The organism is Erythrobacter sp. SD-21 (assembly GCF_000181515.1).
Taxonomy (GTDB): domain Bacteria; phylum Pseudomonadota; class Alphaproteobacteria; order Sphingomonadales; family Sphingomonadaceae; genus Qipengyuania.
Map to the genome: position 1 here is coordinate 192451 of NZ_ABCG01000004.1, position 16641 is coordinate 209091.

Sequence of the window (16641 nt, forward strand, 5' to 3'; positions counted from 1 at the left end):
TTGCGGCAAATCGTCCTTTCGCAGAACTCATCGAGCGAGGGGGCCTGACGACCAGACGATCGAAAAACCCGAGCTTGATGAACATGTCCCGCAAATCGGCGCTTCTGGCGCTTTCCGCCATATGGGTATGGCAGGTTCCGACCGCAATGGGTCAGGAGACCGCCGGCTCGGAGGGCGAAGCCGAGGCGACCGCCGAACTGGACGAAGACGGAGATATCGTCGTCTATGGCACGCGGCTGAAGGGCCAGCTCGTCATCGACCAGCCGCCGCTCGCCGAATATGACGAGGCCGATATCGCGGCCTTCGGCGCCAATTCCATTGCCGACGTGATTGCCGCGATCGAGCCTGCCACGGGCAGCGGCGCACGCGGTGGACGCGGCGGTGGACGTCCGGTCTTCCTCATCAACGGCATCCGCGTGTCGAGCTGGCGCGAATTCCGCAGCTACCCGCCCGAAAGCGTCGCCAAGGTCGAGGTGTTCCCCGAAGAAGTCGCCCAGCGCTTCGGCTACTCGCCCGACCAGCGGGTGGTGAACATCGTCCTCAAGCCCAATTTCCAGAGCCTGACAACAGAGGTCGAATACGAACAGCCCGAAGATGGCGGCTATTCACGCAACGAGCAGGAACTCACCTGGCTCCGGATCGGCGAAAAGGGACGGTTGAACCTCAATCTCGACATCGAGGATCGCAGCCTGCTGACCGAAGCCGAGCGCGGCCTCATCACTCCGGGCGCGCCGGAGGAGGCGGAATTCCGCAGCCTCGTTTCGGATACGCTCAGCGTGCAACTGGAAGGCAATTACGCGCGCGCCGTCCTCGAAACCGGCACCTCGATCAGTTTCAACGGCACGGTCAATCATTCCGAGAGCCGCAGCCTGTCCGGCCTAGCGACCGACGGAGTGACCGTGCTGGAGCGTCGCAGCGATGGTGACAGCTATTCGACCGGACTGACGCTGAACCAGCCATTCGGTGCCTGGAACGCGACCTTCACCAGCGACAACAACTATTCCAATTCGCTGACCGAGATCGACCGCAACGACGCGAGCGGCTTCGATACGGCGCGCAGCCGCACCTACACCACGGTCAACAAGGCGACATTGAACGGCTTCCCGCTCCAGCTCCCCGCCGGTGAACTCAGCACCACGCTCGACCTCGGCTTCGACTGGACCCGGATCCAGAGCGAGGACACGCGCAGCGACGGCGAACTTGCCCTGACACGCCGCCGCCTGAACGCAGGCCTCACGGTGGCGGCACCGATTGCACGGCGCGGCGGGCCGCTGGGCGCGATCGGCGACGTGACGCTGGTCGCGACCGGCGGAGTGGAGGACCTCTCCGACTTCGGGACGCTCGCCAACTGGAGCCTGGGTGCGAACTGGTCGCCCTTCGACAACCTCAATCTCAGCGCGACGCGGATATGGCGCGAGGTTACGCCTTCCCTGACCAATCTCGGCAGCCCACAGATCGAGGAGTTGAACGCAACCGTCTTCGACTATCGCACCGGCGACACGGTTCTCGCAACGCTGGTCACAGGCGGCAACCCGGACCTCGCCCCCGAAACGCAGGCGGACTGGAAATTCAGCGCGAACTGGGGGCTCCCGTTCTGGGAAGATGCGCGCTTGAACGCCGATTACGGCATCAACCGTTCGCGCAACGTCACCGCTTCGCCGGCTTTCAGCTCGGCCTTCGAGGAAGCCTTCCCCGACCGTGTCACGCGCGACGCGGCGGGCGATCTGCTGGCGATAGATCGCCGTCCGCTGACGCTTTACGAGACCCGCAGCCGGATCCTGTCCTTCGGTTTTAACGTGCGCGGGCAGATCGGCAAGGAGCCCGAGCGCAGCGAGCGTCGCGGTGGTCCGCCGCAGGGTGGCGGCGAGAATCCCGCGCGCCGTGGCGGCCCCGGTGGTCCTGCAAGCGGCGGTTCAGGCGGCGGTTTCGATCCGGCCCGGATGGAGGCCATCCGCGAGGCGTTCTGCAAGGTGCCCGAAGGCGAGACGCCGGACCTGTCGCAAATTCCCGAACAGTTTCGTACGCGTCTCCTCGACGAAAACGGCAATCCCGATCCGGAAAAGATCGCGGCGGCCCGCGAGCGGTTCTGCGGCGAGGAAGCCGAACAGCGCAGCGAGCGTTTCGCCGCCATGCGCGCGGCCATCTGTGCCGATCCGCCCCAGCTCGACGGCCTGCCCGAAGAGATGCTCGCCCGTTTGAAAGGCAAGGATGGCGAGATCGACCCGGAGAAGCTGGCGGCCTTGCGCGAACGCATGTGCAGCGCGGAAGGTGGCGCACAGGGAAGTCAGCAGGGCCAACGGCGCGGGCGGGGTGGCATGATGCGGATGTTCGGCGGCGGCAACTCGCAGGATACGCGGCCACGCTACTTCCTCAGCCTCAACCACAATATCACGCTGGAAAACGAGGTGCTGCTCTCGCAGACAGGCCCGCTGTTCGACCAGCTCGACGGCTTCGTTCTGGGCAGCGGAGCGATCCCGCGCCACTCCTCGCGGCTTGAGGCGGGCCTGTTCTGGGAAGGCTACGGGTTGCGCCTGTCCGGCAATTATGTGGGCGACGCCGTGGTGCGCGGCGGCGATTTCCCCGGTTCGAGCGATCTCTTCTTCGACGATCTCGCCACCTTCGACATCCGCCTCTTCGCTAATCTCGGGGAGATTTTCGAAAAGGAAGACGGCTGGATGAAGGACCTGCGGCTCGCCCTCGTGATCGACAACGTCTTCGACGCGCGTCGCCCCATCACCGACGAGACGGGCGAGGTGCCGGCCGCCTACGATCCGCTGCGGATCGATCCGACCGGACGCTATCTCGGCATCGATATACGAAAGGCGTTCTGAGCCGTCAGTTCAGCGCACGGCGCGGGAAGAACAGGCTGGCCAGACCCTGCGCGCGGAACGGCTTCCACGCGCCTTCGTCCTGCGCCAGCCGGTCGGCCACGGCATAGACCACCGCCGGGTTGACGCCGAGGCCGCAATGGCTCGCGACCACCTCGATATTCTCGCAATCCTCACGGTCGCCGCACTGGACCGAGCCGCGCCAGTGCACCACGCCGTCGGTCCGGGTGAGGATCGAAGTCGTGGGGACAGGGGGAGCTTCGCCAAGGCCCTGGAAGCCGCCGTCGCGCAGCGGTTCGGGTTCCTTGCCGTTGAGCATTTCGAACAGGCGCGCGGCGTTGGTGTGGCCGCGATCGTCGCTGATCGGAGAGCCGAGGCTAATCACGAGGCGGACCTTTTCGGGCGCCATCTTGGCCAGTTCGCGGGCGAACACGCCGCCAAGGCTCCATCCGACAATGCTGATCGGGCGACCGGTGCGATCGTGCAGGTCCTCCACGCAGGCCATCATCGCCTCGATGCGGGCGTTGTCGACCTTCACATTGCGGCCCAGTTTCCAGCCGACCGCGTCATAGCCTAGATCGGCGAGCAGGCGGCGCAAGGGGCTGGTCGAATAGTCCGACGCCATGAAGCCGGGGAGAACCAGCACGCCATGCCCGTCGCCGCGCGGAAGCTGGCCCAGCAGCGGGCGCAGCGCATAAAAGCTGGCGAGTTCGCCGAAAGCGCGGCCGGGTTCGGCAAGCGTCAATAGTCGGCTGGGTGGGCGGGCCGGGCTTGTCGCGGGGGCAAGTGCCGTCATGTCGTGGATGTTCCTTTCCCTGTCGGGGCAGCCTTCCTACGGCTGGCGACCTTTTTCGTGCCCGCTTTGGCGTTCTTCGCGCCGGCCTTTTTCGGAGCGGCTTTCGCGGACGGTTTTCTGGTTGGAGCGGCCCGCTTCTGCGCGGCAGGCTTGGTCTTGCCCTTTGTAGGCGAAGATGGTTTCTTTTTGGTAGTCGGAGCGCGCTTATCCGCAGGTTTTGCCGCGTCGCGCAGTTCCTCGAAGCTCAACTCCATGCATTCGCGGTAGAATTCCGGATCGGGCATCATCTCGCGATCGGCGGTAAAGGCGATAGTCGCCTCGTCGGTATAGCTTTGCACCACATGGCCGAGGCCGAGCCCGTCGGTCAGGCATAGCAGCCCCATCATGCTCGCCATCCGCGCACCGGCCGAATAGATAGGGATCGGCGGACCGGGCACATTGGTAACGACGGTGGTGAAAATCGGTCCGACGCCGCGATTGGCAAGGCTGAGGCGGGTGTAGAGCTGTGCCCCCAGCGCCATGAACAGAGCGGGGCTGGCCTTGCTCATCTCGGTCATGTTGCGCGCGCCCAGCGCGTCGGTCATCGCCTTGGAGTTCTTGGTGCGATTGTGGACCCACTCCAGCCGCTCCACCGGGTCCGCGACATGCGTGCCAAGCGGAGCGATCATCGCCGCCACCTGGTTGCCCATGGCGTTCTTCTCATCCTTCGAACGGACCGAGATCGGGGCCATGGCGGTCAGCGTCTTCTTGGGCAGTTCGCCCTTGTCCTCCAGATAACGCCGCATGGCCCCGCCTATGATGGCGAGGAAGACGTCGTTGACCTTCGCCCCTTCGGCCGCGTTACGGATCGCCTTGATATCGGCCAGCGGCACGCTGATCCCTTCAACCACGCGGTGCGGCGAGATCTTGCGGTTGAAGCGCGTCTTGGGCGCGATCATCTCGGTCGAGACGTCGAACTGCTTCGCGGCCAGCCCCTTGAGGGCGTTGGCGAGCCCCGGCGCGGCCTTGGCGGCCACTTCCAGCTGCTTGAGGGGGTTGGTGATCGCGTTCATGTAGCTGCGGCCGAGCAGTTCGACCGGGTTGGGCAGCTTCTCCGGGGTCCACGTATCGGGCGTGTCGGGCGCCGGCTGGTCCGGGCGCAGCGTGTGGGTCGCCTCCATTAGGTCGATCCCGCTCATCCCGTCGATCGCGGCGTGGTGGACCTTGGTGATGTAGGCGTAGCTGCCCTTGGCCACGCCCTCGACACCGTCGAGCCCCTCCACGACGGTAATCTCCCACGGCGGGCGCGACAGGTCGAGCGGGCGCGCAAAGACCCGAGCGGCCTGGATGCAGAGCTGCCGCCAGTCGCCGGGCTTGGGCAGGGCCACGTGGCGGACATGGTATTCGAGATCGAAATCGGGGTCTTCGATCCAGTAGGGGTAATCGAGGTCGAAGGGCACGCGGACCAGCCGCTGGCGCATGGTGGTGGAGAGTTGCAACCGGCTCTCGATGAAGGACAGGATATCCTTGAACCGCACGAAGCCGCCGGGCGCGGTCTCGGGATTGTAGATCAGGATCGAACCGATGTGCATCGGCGAATTGCGCGTTTCCAGCGCAACGAAGCTGGCATCCATACCTTGCAACTGCTGCATGGTTTTCTCCTGCACCGGCCTGTTTTTTCAGCAGGTCCGAAGAAGGAGAGGCTAGCAGAGCCGGGTCCCCGGTCAACTTGCCGCGCCGGTCAGCGGATGCCGTAGCGATTACAAGGGCTTAAAGCGCCTCGCCCGCCGCCACGCCGCTCGCCCAGGCCCACTGGAAGTTGTATCCGCCCAGCCAGCCGGTCACATCGACCGCCTCGCCGATGGCGTAGAGGCCGGGAGTTTTCTTTGCTTCCATGGTCTTGGAGGACAGTTCGGTGGTCGCAATGCCGCCGACCGTGACCTCGGCCTTGGCGAAGCCTTCGGTGCCCGAGGGGCGGAAGCTCCAGCGCTTCAGCTGCTCCTGCGCACGGCGCAGCGCCTTGTCGCTGGCGTTGCCGAGCTCGGTTTCGACGCCGAGCTTTTCGGCCAGGATATCGGCCAGCCGGTCGGGCATGGCATCGCGCAGGACCGAGCGCATGGTGGCGCGCGGATTGTCGCGCTTGGCGCCGAGCAGCCAGTCGCCGCCCGCGTCCGGCAGGAAGTCGATGGCGATCGCCTCGCCCGGCTTCCAGTAGGAAGATATTTGCAAGATCGAGGGGCCGGAGAGGCCGCGGTGCGTGAAGAGCGCCGCCTCGGGGAAGCTTGCCTTGCCGGCATTGGCGACAACCGGTGCGGACACGCCCGAAATCTCGCGGAAGAGCACTTCCTCGCCGCCGAGAGTGAGCGGGACGAGGGCGGGGCGCGGCTCGACCACCTTGAGGCCGAACTGGCGTGCAAGGTCATAGGCAAAGCCGGTCGCGCCCATCTTCGGGATGGAGGGGCCGCCTGTTGCGATTACGAGGCTGGGCGCCGTAACGATTTGTCCGCTCGTCATGACGGCAAAGCGCCCTTCCTCAAGCTCGATGGCTGTCACATCTGCATTACAGCGCAGTTCGACATCGCCCTTGGCGCATTCCTCCAGCAGCATCTCGACAATCTGTTTCGAGGACCCGTCGCAGAACAGTTGGCCCAGCGTTTTCTCGTGCCAGCCGATGCCGTAGCTCTCGACCAGTTCGAGGAAATCGCGCGGTGTGTAGCGGGCAAGCGCCGACTTGGCGAAATGGGGATTGCTCGACAAATAGTTGGCCGGACCCGCGCCGATATTGGTGAAATTACACCGCCCGCCGCCGGAAATCAGGATTTTCTTGCCCGGCTTTTCGGCCTTCTCGAGGACAAGCACGCGCTTGCCTTGCTGACCTGCACGCGCGGCGCACATCAGGCCGGCCGCGCCCGCACCAAGGATTATAGCATCGTAGTTTTCCGGCATGGCTCAGCTTGATTCGGCAATCGGCTCGTCCACCGAACCGCGCCGGGCTACGAAATACAGCAGCGTGCCTACCGCCAGCAGGATGCCGAAGATTGTCCACGCCTCCTCACTCGCATGGCTCGAAATCCAGACCGAGGCAGCGAGCGCGAGCAGTGCCACGAAAGCGCGGAAAGGGTTTAGATGACCCTCGCGTTTTTCGATTACCGGCAAGGCTGCTGCGGTGATGACATAGGTTAGCAGGCGCGAAAGTGTGCTGGCGGCAGCGAGCACGAGAAAACCGCCCCACATCGCGAAGAGGCACGAGGCCGCGCCGTAGAACAGGATCGCATTGGCTGGCGTGAGAAAGCGCGGGTGGATGCGCTCGAACCATTCGGGGAGCATGCCCTGCTGCGCCATGCCGTAAGCCATGCGCGGCACCACGACGACGCCCGAAAAGCTGTTGGCGAGGATCGAGAAGCCGGCACCCAGCACGATCATCAACGTGCCCAAATCGCCGAGCGCAGCCTGCGCCGAAGCGGCGAGAGCGCTCTCGTCGGCATTCGGCGAGGCGCCGATCGCGAGATAGGCCCAGATGATAATGGCATAAAGGACAGTCACGCCCGCGAGCACGGTGACCAGCACACGCGGCAAGTCGCGCTTGGGGTTCTTCAGCTCGCCGGCCGGGACCGTCACGCCCTCGAAACCGATGAAGGCATAGAAGAGAAGCAGGACGACCGTTTCGACCTGGCTGAATTCGGGCAGCACGATTTCGGGCGCGCCGAAATTCCCCAACAGCGCGGCGCCGATAAGGATCGCTAGCGGCACCAGCTTCAAGGCAGTCAGCCCGCCCAATGCATTGACCGATCCGCGCATGGAGAAGAGATTGATGATAGTCAGCGCCGCAATCACGGCGACGGCGGTCACCGTAGACCAGAACGGGTCCTGCAATACGGGGAAGATCGCCGCGAAATAGGCGACCATGACATGCGTGTTCGCGGCCATTGCCACCGAGCCCGAAACATAGCGGCCCCAGCCTGCCTGGAAGCCGGCAAAACTACCAAAAGCGGTTTTGCCATAAAGCACTGGGCCACCACTCATTTCGAAGCGCGCGGCGAGCCATGCGAAAACCAGCGCAAGCGGCAAGAACAGCACCCCGCCCAGCAGCATCAGAACCGGCGCGAAACTCCCTACTCCTGCTACGAGGACCGCGGGCAGGGCGAAGATGCCCGAACCGATCATGCCGTTGATCTGGAGCAGCGACATGCCGGCAAAGCCGACCGTGCGCGGCGGAGCGATTGGTTTTCCGTCCATTACCCCGGAATGGCGTGATTGGCGCGGCGGTGCAAGCGCAGGCTCGTTCGCCTTACTTTTCGCCCAGATAGATCGCGACGTAGTTGATTGTGTCGATCATTCCGTGGACCAGCACCAGCGGCCACAAATTGCGCTTGAGCAGCAGGAAGGCGATCCCGAAAGCGAGGCCGATCAGCCCGGTCATGACCAGCCCGAACAGGCCTTGGTAATAGTAATGGGCATAGCCGAAAAGGAAGGCGGGCAGCAGCACGGCGATGGCGAGGCGTCCGGGTACGCCGGCCAGCCCATCGGCAAGCCGGGTCACCATATAGCCGCGAAACAGCATTTCCTCGCCGAAGGCCGCGCTCGTCCAGACGATGGCGAGCCAGGTCAGGAGGAGCGGGAGGTTGCCTTCTATCGCGCCCCAGCGCGCATCGACGCCCGAGGTGTCGGTGCGCTCGAGGCCCAGGGGCTCGCCGACAAAAAGGACCAGCGCGACGGCGACGCAGAACAGCGCGAAGGGCACGATGGCCTTGGGGAGGACCAACGCCTTGGCCTTCCACCCCGGCAGGCGGATCAGGCCCATGTCGTGCCAGCCGATGCCACGGCTCCGCTGGTAGAGCGTCAGGACCACTAGCGTCAGCGCGAGCGACATCGGACCCGAATATTCCCAGGCCAGTTCGGCAAACACCAGCCGCGACCCGAAGGCGAGCGCGGTAAACGCCAGCACTTCGAGAACGACCCACCAATTGGCGGTGGTGGCGTTTTCCATCGGCTGGATGGCGGCGTTCGTCTGCATGAAATCTCCTATGTGTATTATTGTTGCAATACAGCATGTCGCCAGCCGCGCAAGCCCCCGCGATTGTGCTTTCGCGCGCTTGTGCCTATCTCGCGTGCCATGTCGCGCAGCAAGGCCGGTTCCCCACACGATCCGAGAGGCAAGGAGCGTTTCCACGAGGAGCGCGCCACCAAGACCGTGGCCAGCGCGCAGCCCGACCTTGAGACGGGCATCACCGCCATCCGCGAGACGGTGAAGACCTTGAAGCCGCGGCCAGGCGTCTATCGCATGCTCGATACGCGGGGCGACGTGCTCTATGTCGGCAAGGCGCGCAGCCTGAAGGCACGGGTGGCGAATTACACGCAGGTTAAGGGGCTTTCCAACCGCCTACAGCGCATGGTCAGCCAGTGCCGTGCGATGGAAATCGTGGTGACGAACTCCGAAGCCGAGGCGCTGCTTTTGGAAGCGCAGCTGATCAAGCGCTACCGCCCGCCGTTCAACGTGCTGCTGCGCGACGACAAGAGCTTCCCCTTCATCCTCTTGCGCGCCGACCACGCCTTCCCGCGCATCCAGAAACACCGGGGCGCACGGCGGGCCAAGGGCAATTACTACGGCCCGTTTGCTAGCGCGGGTTCGGTCAACAAGACGCTGAACGCGCTGCAGAAACTCTTCCTGCTGAGAAGCTGCACCGACAGCTTCTTCAACAACCGCGACCGGCCCTGCCTGCTTTACCAGATCAAGCGCTGTAGCGCGCCCTGCGTGGGCCGTATCGACGAGGCGGGCTACGATGCCCTCGTGAACGAAGCGAAGGATTTCCTTTCCGGCAAATCCAGCGCGGTGCAGGCGAACATCGAAAAGCAGATGGCCAAGGCCGCCGAAGACCTTGATTTCGAAACCGCCGCGATCCTGCGTGACCGACTGCGCGCGGCGACTTTTATTCAGGGGAGCCAGGCCATCAACGCCAGCGGCGTGGGCGATGCCGATGTTTTCGCGCTGGCCGCGAAGGGCGGGCAGATCGGCGTGCAGGCCTTCTTCATCCGCGGCGGGCAGAATTGGGGGCACAAGGCTTTCTTCCCGAAGAACACAGGTGACCTCGAGCATGACGAGGTGCTGTCGGACGTCCTTCTGCAATTCTACGAGGAAGTCCCGCCGCCGCGCACCATCCTCGTCGATCGCGACTTGGCCGAACAGGAATTGATAGCCGAGGCACTCGCGGAGAAAGCAGGCCACGCCGTCGCCATCTCCATCCCGCAGCGCGGAGACCGGCGCAAGCTCATGAGCCAGGCCCAGCGCAACGCCGTGGAATCGCTCGAACGGCGGCTGGCCGAGAGCGGGACCAAGGCACAGCGCCTGCGCGAACTCGCGGAATTCCTCGAACTGGAGGAGCCGCCCCAGCGCATCGAAATCTACGACAACAGCCATATCCAAGGCGACAAGGCGCTGGGTGCGATGGTCGTCGCCAGCCCCGAGGGTTTCGAAAAGGGCCAGTACCGCAAGTTCAACATCAATACCGCGCAGACCAATGACGATTTCGGCATGATGCGCGAGGTCATGTCCCGCCGCTTCCGCAAGCTCGCCGAGACCGAGCGCGACAGCGATGGTGCTCCGGGCGGGAAGGGGCACGAGGCGATCTGGCCAGATCTGTTGCTGATCGACGGGGGCAAGGGGCAGGTGTCATCGGTGATGGGGGTGCTTGAGGACCTCGGCATTGCCGAACAGGTCCCCGTTATCGGTATCGCCAAGGGCCCGCATCACGGGCGCGAAGGGCGTGAGGTGTTCCACTTCCCCGACGGGCGCGAGAAAACGCTCCCCGTCAATTCGCAGCTCCTGTTCTACCTCCAGACCCTGCGCGACGAAGTCCATCGCTACGCCATCGGCGCCCACCGCGCCAAGCGCAGCCGCGCCATCACCGCTTCGCCGCTGGACGAAATTCCCGGCATCGGTCCGGCACGGAAACGCGCGCTGTTGCTACACTTCGGGACGGCCGGAAAGGTCCGCGCCGCCGCGCTCGACGATTTGAAACGCGCGCCCGGCATCAGCGCCGGCGTGGCGCAGCAGATCTACGATTTCTATCACGCGGGCGGGTGAGGAAAAAAGGGCCGCAAAAGAGCGGCCCTTTTTCTATTAAACGGGTTCGCGAAGGCTCAGGCCGGACCTTCTCGTTCCATTTTCCGATCGGCTTGCGCAACGACCTCGTCCTTTTTAGCGCGCGCTCTGTCCTCGACTTCGTGGGCCTTGTCCTCTGCCGCGTGCAGAGCTCTTGCGCCTTGCGGGCCCAACTTCTCTCGCTCGGTCCGAGTGGACGGAACCGCTGCGCCTGCGATTGCGCCGACAATTGCGGCCGCAAGTCCTCCAACCAGCGGGTTGTCATAATAAGCCTGCCGCCCTTGGCGGGCCGCGCGCTTGCCGCGGCGGGCGACATCATGGCGGGTCTGCCGAGCGCTGTCGGCAAAGCGGTCGCGCTTCTCGCGCATAGAATTTGTCGCATCGTCGAGGCGCTGGCGATAGCTTTTGTGGTCCTCGTCGTGCTCGCGCTCGATCATCAGGTAGGTGCCGCGATGCTCATCGCGCCGACGGGCATACGCTAGGTCGTCCTCGTCGGGGTTGCGCTCGATCCGGGACATGTGCTCGACATAGCCACGGTGGTCGGGATCGTAATCGCGTAGACCATCGTAATCTTCGTTTGTTTCATCCTGTGATGTGAAGGCACCCGGTTTTGCGTCGTAGTCGCTCACGAGCCAGATTGCTCCGGCGGATATCAGGCCGAGAGCGAGCGGATTGCGACGGGCTCCGTCGAGCACATAGCGGGCATCAATGCCGTTTTCGTCCGCTTTCTCGAGCAGAGAATCCAAAAGACGGCGCGGCGTCATCTGGTCGCCGATACGGTCCACCGTTTCACTGATGTTTTCCTGCGTGCGGTGAATGTCGCGTTCGATCGCATCGGGATCGCGCGTTTCGGTCTGGGTCATCGAGGTGCTCCGTCGTGAGTAAGATTGCCTTTCGCAGCGGCGACATCGCGCTCGGCAGTGTCGATGGTGCGTTCGGGCTTGAGATTGGTTGCTTTCATCTTGCTGCGAGCAGAACCATAGAGGATCGCGGCGATGATAAGGGTTGCGATACCCACGATCAGCGTTGCGAGATCGGTGTTATCGATAGCATTGCCAAGTAGATAGGCGACGCCCATCAATGTGACACCCAGGCCGGCGATGCCGAAAACCGCCGCACCGAGCAAGCCGGCAACGGATTTCTGGATGTCGGCGACAGCCTCGCGCATTTCAGCCTGGACTAGTGCGACCTGCTGCTGCGCCAAGTGGGCACTTTGACCGGTCAATCTCCCTATAAGGTCGACGACATTTTCATTCTCGGTTCGAGACGAACCTGATGTGGTAGGGGTCGGGCTGCGGTCGGTAGTACTCATCCGATCCCTCCTGTTGTCGGAGGAGATGTCCGGGCACGGTCTTGCGCGACAGTTTGGCTTCGCTCCCCTGCGAACGATACGGCCGCTGAACCAGTGGATCGCTCCGGATGGTCTCGGTTCCCGGCATCCAAATCATCGTCACGTCCGACATCGTAGTCATCGTCGTATTCTGCACCCGCCCTAAAGAAGCGCGCGGCGGCAAATCCTGCAGCGGCGGAAGCGGCTAGAAAGGCGGTGGGGTTTTCGCGGGCGAAACGCCGGGTTTCACCGGCAAGCTCACGCGGCGATTTGTTCTGCAAGCGGTGGGCGAGACTATCGACCTCGCGCGCCACACCGGAAAATCCCGAAGCCAGCCAATCGGGAGCATCGCTGTCCTCACGTAGTTCGTCCGCCGCGGTTTGCATTGCGGAAGAAGCGGAAGTTGCCGCCCGCCCCACGCGCTGTTTCTCCTGGTCGGCCTTTGCCTCGCCTTGCCTCCGAGCCGTTTCCTTGAGGTCTTCGGCATCGTGCTTGAGTTCGTCGGCCGCAGCGGAACGGTTTTGCCCGCTGGGTTCCGAAATCGATCGGTCTGCCATGCTTGCTCTCCTTTTGAATGGTTAACAGAAGAGCGAAAGAAAATAAAAAACGTTCCGAAAACCAGTATTTTAACATATGTTAGGAAATCCATTCTATCTCAACAACTTCCGCAACGCGCCGCTGTTTCACCAAGCTACCGAAAAAATACGCGGCGGTGTGCCGGTTGCCGGAAAGTCCGCGCCGCCGCGCTCGACGACCTGAAACGCGCTTCTTGCATCAGCGAAGGCGTGGCGACGCAGATATACGATTTTTATCACGCGGGCGGTTGATCTTGTCGGTCGCGGTCAGATTGCGCTTGATCAAAGACATAGTTTGGCCGGGGGTTTAAACTTTCATCGGAAGGTTCGGAAACGGATACCGAACCAGGATGATGCGGAGACCTGCGATGAAATCGATTCTCTTCAACGCTCTCAAGGATCCCGGTCATTCCCGGCGTCTCGATGTCGTACTCGATTTGGCGCGCTCGTTCGAAAGCCATCTGACTTTGCTGACCGCGATGCCGTACGAGATGGCGGGCAGCAACGACCCCTATGGGGCAGCCTTTGCCGCAATGGTTCCGGTGTGGCGGGAAGAAGTGCGCAAGCTTCGCGAGGAGACCGAACGAGACCTCGCCAACGAAGACGTACCTTGGGAATGGGTCGACCAAACCGGTCCAGTCGCGCTAGCCCTGCTAAAAAGCTCTTCGCTGGTCGATCTCGTGGTTGTCGGCGAGCGCGAGCCGCGCGCGGGCGGCGAGGCGCCTTCGTTCACTGCGGGCGAACTTGCGCTGACCGCGGACTGCCCTATCCTCGTCCTGCCTGACGAATGCGATAGGATGGACCTCGAAAGGCCGGTGCTGATCGCGTGGGACGGATCTGCCGAAGCTTCGCATGCGCTTCGTGCTGCTCTTCCCTTTCTCAAAAGGGCAAGCTCGATATATCTGGCAACTATAGTATCGAAGGACCGGGCAAAAAAGGACAAGTTCGACCTGCCAGCGGTAGGCGGTGCGGACTATTTGTCTCGCCATGGTATCCGCAGCGAGATGGTCGAAATCGAAAGGTCCGGGGACGGCACGGCTGAAGCAATCCGGAATGCCGCCGCAGTGCGGGATGCCGGATTGATCGTGATGGGTGCATATGGCCGCACACGTTTGTCAGAATGGGTATTCGGCGGCGTGACGCGGTCCATGCTGTCCGATGTCCGGATACCCCTGCTGCTCAAGCATTAGGTCCGCGGCGCGCCACCCGGTTTGCGCTTGTTCGCGGACTTCTTGCCAGACAGCTTCGGACCTTTTTTGAACGGCGCGCCGGGCTTCTTGCCGCCGGGGCCGCCGTGAGGACCTTTACGCGGGCCCTTGCCGAAAGGCTTGGGCCGGACCCGTGGACCGTCGCCAGAGCGCGAGCCGCCGCCGAAGTCCTGGCGGTTCTGGCGTGCCTCGACGCGCGGACCTTCGGGCGCTTCCTCGATCAGTATCGCGTCCTGCTCGTCCTCGGAGGATGCGGTGCGGGCAACGGCTTCGGCGAATTTGGGTGCGACAGCTGTCGGCACCTGAAACCAGGTTTCGAACTGGCCGATGCGGATGGCGCCGATTTCGTTGCGGGTGATGTGGCCGCGGCGGCAGAGCAGCGGGAGGATCCAGCGCGCTTCGGCGTTCTGGCGGCGACCGACACCGATCTTGAACCAGACCACGTCCTCGAAACCGGGGCGGATACGGTCGGCCTTTGCCTTGTCGCGCGCTTCGGGCGTGTTCGGGATGAGCTCTTCGGGCGTCGGCATCTTGGCGCGGTGGGCGCGCACCAGCGAAGCGGCGATATCTTCGGGCGAGAGCTTGTCCATCACCTCCTTCGCCAGTTCGCGGTCATGCTCCTCGAACTCGGTTTCGGCGGTGAGCATTTCCAAGAGGCGCGCACGATCCTGCTTGTGGATCATCTCGGGCGTGGGCGCGTCCATCCACTGCGCCTCGATCTTCGCGCCGCGCAGCATGCCCTCGACGCGGCGACGGCGGTTGTAGGGCACGATGATCGCGGCGGTGCCCTTCTTGCCCGCGCGGCCCGTGCGGCCCGAACGGTGCTGGAGCGTTTCGGCATCGCGCGGAATCTCCACATGGATGACGAGGCTGAGCGTCGGCAAGTCGATCCCGCGCGCGGCGACATCGGTTGCCACGCAAACGCGCGCGCGGCGGTCGCGCAGGGCCTGCAGCGCCTGGTTGCGCTCGGACTGCGAATGCTCGCCCGACAGCGCCACGACGCCGAAGCCGCGCTCCTGCAGGGTGGCGTGGAAGCGGCGGACGTTGTCGCGCGTGGCGCAGAACAGGATCGCCGTCTCCGCCTCGTGATAGCGCAGCAGGTTCACCACCGCGTTCTCGATTTCGGAGGGCGAAACGGTAATTGCCTGGTAGCTGATGTCGCCATGGCCGCGGTCCTGCCCGACGAGGCTGAGGCGCAGCGAATTGGTCTGGTATCGCTCGGCCAGCCGCTCGATCGGGCGCGGCATGGTGGCGGAGAACAGCAGCGTGCGGCGGCCATCGGGCGTCGCGTCGAGGATTTCTTCGAGGTCTTCGCGAAAGCCCATGTCGAGCATCTCGTCCGCCTCGTCCAGCACCACGCCGACCAGACCCGAGAGGTCCAGCGCACCGCGTTCGAGGTGATCGCGCAGACGTCCCGGCGTGCCGACTACGATGGCTGGACCAGCGCGCAGCGCGCGGCGTTCCTTGCTTGCATCCATCCCGCCGACACAGGTCGCGATGCGCAGGCCCGCGCCCGCATAAAGCCAGCCGAGCTCGCGGCTGACTTGAAGCGCCAGCTCGCGCGTCGGCGCAATGACCAGCGCCAGCGGCTTGTCGACGAGCGCCAGATTGGCGGTCTCCGCCAGCAGGGCATCGGCCAGCGCGAGGCCGAAGGCGACCGTCTTGCCCGAGCCGGTCTGCGCCGAGACCACGAGATCGCGCCCGCGCGCCTCGTCTTCGATCACGGCGGACTGGACGGGGGTGAGATCGGTATAGCCGCGTGCGGCAAGGGCTTCGCCAATCACCGGCGGGAGGGTTTCGAAAGACATCGTGGCTCGCAATACAAAAGCGCCGCGGCGAGAGGCCGCAGGGCTGGGAAAAGGGGGCATGTGTGAGGCCGCTTGGGGTCGCGGCGAGAGGGTCGCGCGCACCGCCTCGCGGCATTTACACGACCATGCTTGCGCCGCCCCTACACGAAAGCGAAGCGTTTGGCTCTAGTTATTTTGCAGGTGCGAAGAGGGCCCGCTTACCCCACGATCACATGGGGCAGGAAGCGGGCGAGGTCGCGGGTGATGGGGCTGGCGTCTTCGCGGATCGAAATGGCGACCGCTTCGTCGCCCACGATCCAGCTGCCGATGACGGCGTGGTTCTCTCCCGAACGGGCGAGCGGGGCGTAGGCCTGCACGATCGCGCCTTCCGCGCCGTAGCCCTCGTCCGGTCCGCGGTGGCGCAGGTTGCCGTCGTAGAGCGAGATGTCCGAGCCTTCGCGGCTGAAGAAGGGCTTGCGCACATGGGGGCCGCGCGCAAGCTCGCGGCCCTCGGGGGCGTATTCGAAGAAGGTGGGCAGGAGGGCGGGGTGGCCCTCGTTGCGCTCCCACAGGAGCGGGAGCATGGCCTTATTGGAGAGGATCGCCTTCCACGCGGGTTCGAGGAAGAGCGTCTCGCTGGCGGCGACGGGCTCGGCGAAGCTCTCGCGCAGCATGTCCGCCCACGGGCAGAGCTTGAACAGCGCGCCGATGCGGTAGCCGTCGGGATCGGTGAAGCGCCCGTCCTCGGTCACGCCGATGGCGGAGATGTTGTGGGGCAAGTCCTCGACGCGTCCCGCGCCGGCGTTTTCGTCGCCGGGCGGCGGCTACCAGACCAGCCGCGGCGTGCGGCTCGGCTATGCGGGCGCTCCGGGCAAGAATTACGCCGGATCGCGCGCCTTCCAACCGGTGCGCAGCACCCAAGGTCAAGGCCGCATCGGCCATGGGCAAGAAGGCGGGCTTCGGCGAAACCGGCCGTGGCTGGAGCCTCAACAGCCGTGCAGGCCGCACCGCGACCGCATCGAGCCGCGGCGGCTAGTCG

Annotated in this window: 14 protein-coding genes; 4 read left to right on the forward strand and 10 right to left on the reverse strand. The window is 64.2% G+C overall.

Going from position 1 to position 16641, the window contains the following annotated elements; genetic code table 11:
* Window positions 1-83: 83 nt before the first annotated feature.
* The gene (locus tag ED21_RS08825) at window positions 84-2831 is read left to right on the forward strand and encodes a hypothetical protein (RefSeq protein ID WP_156787415.1); all 2748 of its coding nucleotides are present in this window, start codon (window positions 84-86) and stop codon (window positions 2829-2831) included.
* Window positions 2832-2835: 4 nt separating this feature from the next.
* Here ED21_RS08825 and ED21_RS08830 read toward each other — a convergent pair whose 3' ends face one another.
* The 5 genes from ED21_RS08830 to ED21_RS08850 all read right to left on the reverse strand — a co-directional run bounded on the left by ED21_RS08830 (window position 2836) and on the right by ED21_RS08850 (window position 8617).
* Window positions 2836-3624, reverse strand: coding sequence for a triacylglycerol lipase (locus tag ED21_RS08830; RefSeq protein WP_034922012.1), 789 nt, complete (start codon window positions 3622-3624; stop codon window positions 2836-2838).
* The gene (locus ED21_RS08835) at window positions 3621-5255 is read right to left on the reverse strand and encodes a wax ester/triacylglycerol synthase family O-acyltransferase (protein ID WP_006833530.1); all 1635 of its coding nucleotides are present in this window, start codon (window positions 5253-5255) and stop codon (window positions 3621-3623) included. The genes ED21_RS08830 and ED21_RS08835 overlap by 4 nt, the downstream gene beginning before the upstream one ends.
* Before the next feature lie 118 nt (window positions 5256-5373).
* Window positions 5374-6549: an NAD(P)/FAD-dependent oxidoreductase gene (locus ED21_RS08840; RefSeq protein ID WP_006833531.1), complete on the reverse strand. Its 1176-nt coding sequence runs from the start codon at window positions 6547-6549 to the stop codon at window positions 5374-5376.
* A gap of 3 nt (window positions 6550-6552) precedes the next feature.
* Window positions 6553-7839: an APC family permease gene (locus ED21_RS08845; RefSeq protein WP_006833532.1), complete on the reverse strand. Its 1287-nt coding sequence runs from the start codon at window positions 7837-7839 to the stop codon at window positions 6553-6555.
* Between the two features lie 52 nt (window positions 7840-7891).
* On the reverse strand, window positions 7892-8617 hold the full coding sequence (locus ED21_RS08850) for a CPBP family intramembrane glutamic endopeptidase (protein WP_006833533.1): 726 nt from the start codon (window positions 8615-8617) through the stop codon (window positions 7892-7894).
* Between the two features lie 99 nt (window positions 8618-8716).
* Between ED21_RS08850 and uvrC the strand changes: the two genes are divergently transcribed.
* The gene (gene uvrC, locus ED21_RS08855; RefSeq protein ID WP_006833534.1) at window positions 8717-10684 is read left to right on the forward strand and encodes an excinuclease ABC subunit UvrC; all 1968 of its coding nucleotides are present in this window, start codon (window positions 8717-8719) and stop codon (window positions 10682-10684) included.
* A gap of 56 nt (window positions 10685-10740) precedes the next feature.
* Here the strand turns inward: uvrC and ED21_RS08860 are convergent, their stop codons facing one another.
* Genes ED21_RS08860 through ED21_RS14725 form a run of 3 tightly spaced genes read right to left on the reverse strand, consistent with a single transcriptional unit; the run spans window position 10741 to window position 12589 of the window.
* Window positions 10741-11565, reverse strand: a complete 825-nt coding sequence (locus ED21_RS08860; protein WP_006833535.1) for a DUF3618 domain-containing protein — start codon at window positions 11563-11565, stop codon at window positions 10741-10743.
* Window positions 11562-12014 (reverse strand): phage holin family protein, encoded by a 453-nt coding sequence (locus ED21_RS08865; protein WP_083800422.1) that lies wholly within the window; start codon window positions 12012-12014, stop codon window positions 11562-11564. The genes ED21_RS08860 and ED21_RS08865 overlap by 4 nt, the downstream gene beginning before the upstream one ends.
* The gene (locus ED21_RS14725) at window positions 12011-12589 is read right to left on the reverse strand and encodes a hypothetical protein (RefSeq protein ID WP_050784747.1); all 579 of its coding nucleotides are present in this window, start codon (window positions 12587-12589) and stop codon (window positions 12011-12013) included. The genes ED21_RS08865 and ED21_RS14725 overlap by 4 nt, the downstream gene beginning before the upstream one ends.
* A 386-nt stretch (window positions 12590-12975) precedes the next feature.
* On the opposite strand from ED21_RS14725, the gene ED21_RS08875 reads away from it, so the two are divergent.
* Window positions 12976-13797, forward strand: a complete 822-nt coding sequence (locus tag ED21_RS08875) for a universal stress protein (protein WP_006833538.1) — start codon at window positions 12976-12978, stop codon at window positions 13795-13797.
* Here ED21_RS08875 and ED21_RS08880 read toward each other — a convergent pair.
* Both ED21_RS08880 and ED21_RS08885 read right to left on the reverse strand, forming a co-directional pair.
* Window positions 13794-15623: a DEAD/DEAH box helicase gene (locus tag ED21_RS08880; protein WP_006833539.1), complete on the reverse strand. Its 1830-nt coding sequence runs from the start codon at window positions 15621-15623 to the stop codon at window positions 13794-13796. The two genes, ED21_RS08875 and ED21_RS08880, sit on opposite strands and share 4 nt — an antisense overlap.
* 197 nt (window positions 15624-15820) lie before the next feature.
* On the reverse strand, window positions 15821-16381 hold the full coding sequence (locus tag ED21_RS08885) for a glutathionylspermidine synthase family protein (RefSeq protein WP_006833540.1): 561 nt from the start codon (window positions 16379-16381) through the stop codon (window positions 15821-15823).
* Between the two features lie 77 nt (window positions 16382-16458).
* Between ED21_RS08885 and ED21_RS15400 the strand changes: the two genes are divergently transcribed.
* Window positions 16459-16638 (forward strand): hypothetical protein, encoded by a 180-nt coding sequence (locus tag ED21_RS15400; protein WP_006833541.1) that lies wholly within the window; start codon window positions 16459-16461, stop codon window positions 16636-16638.
* Window positions 16639-16641: the final 3 nt, after the last annotated feature.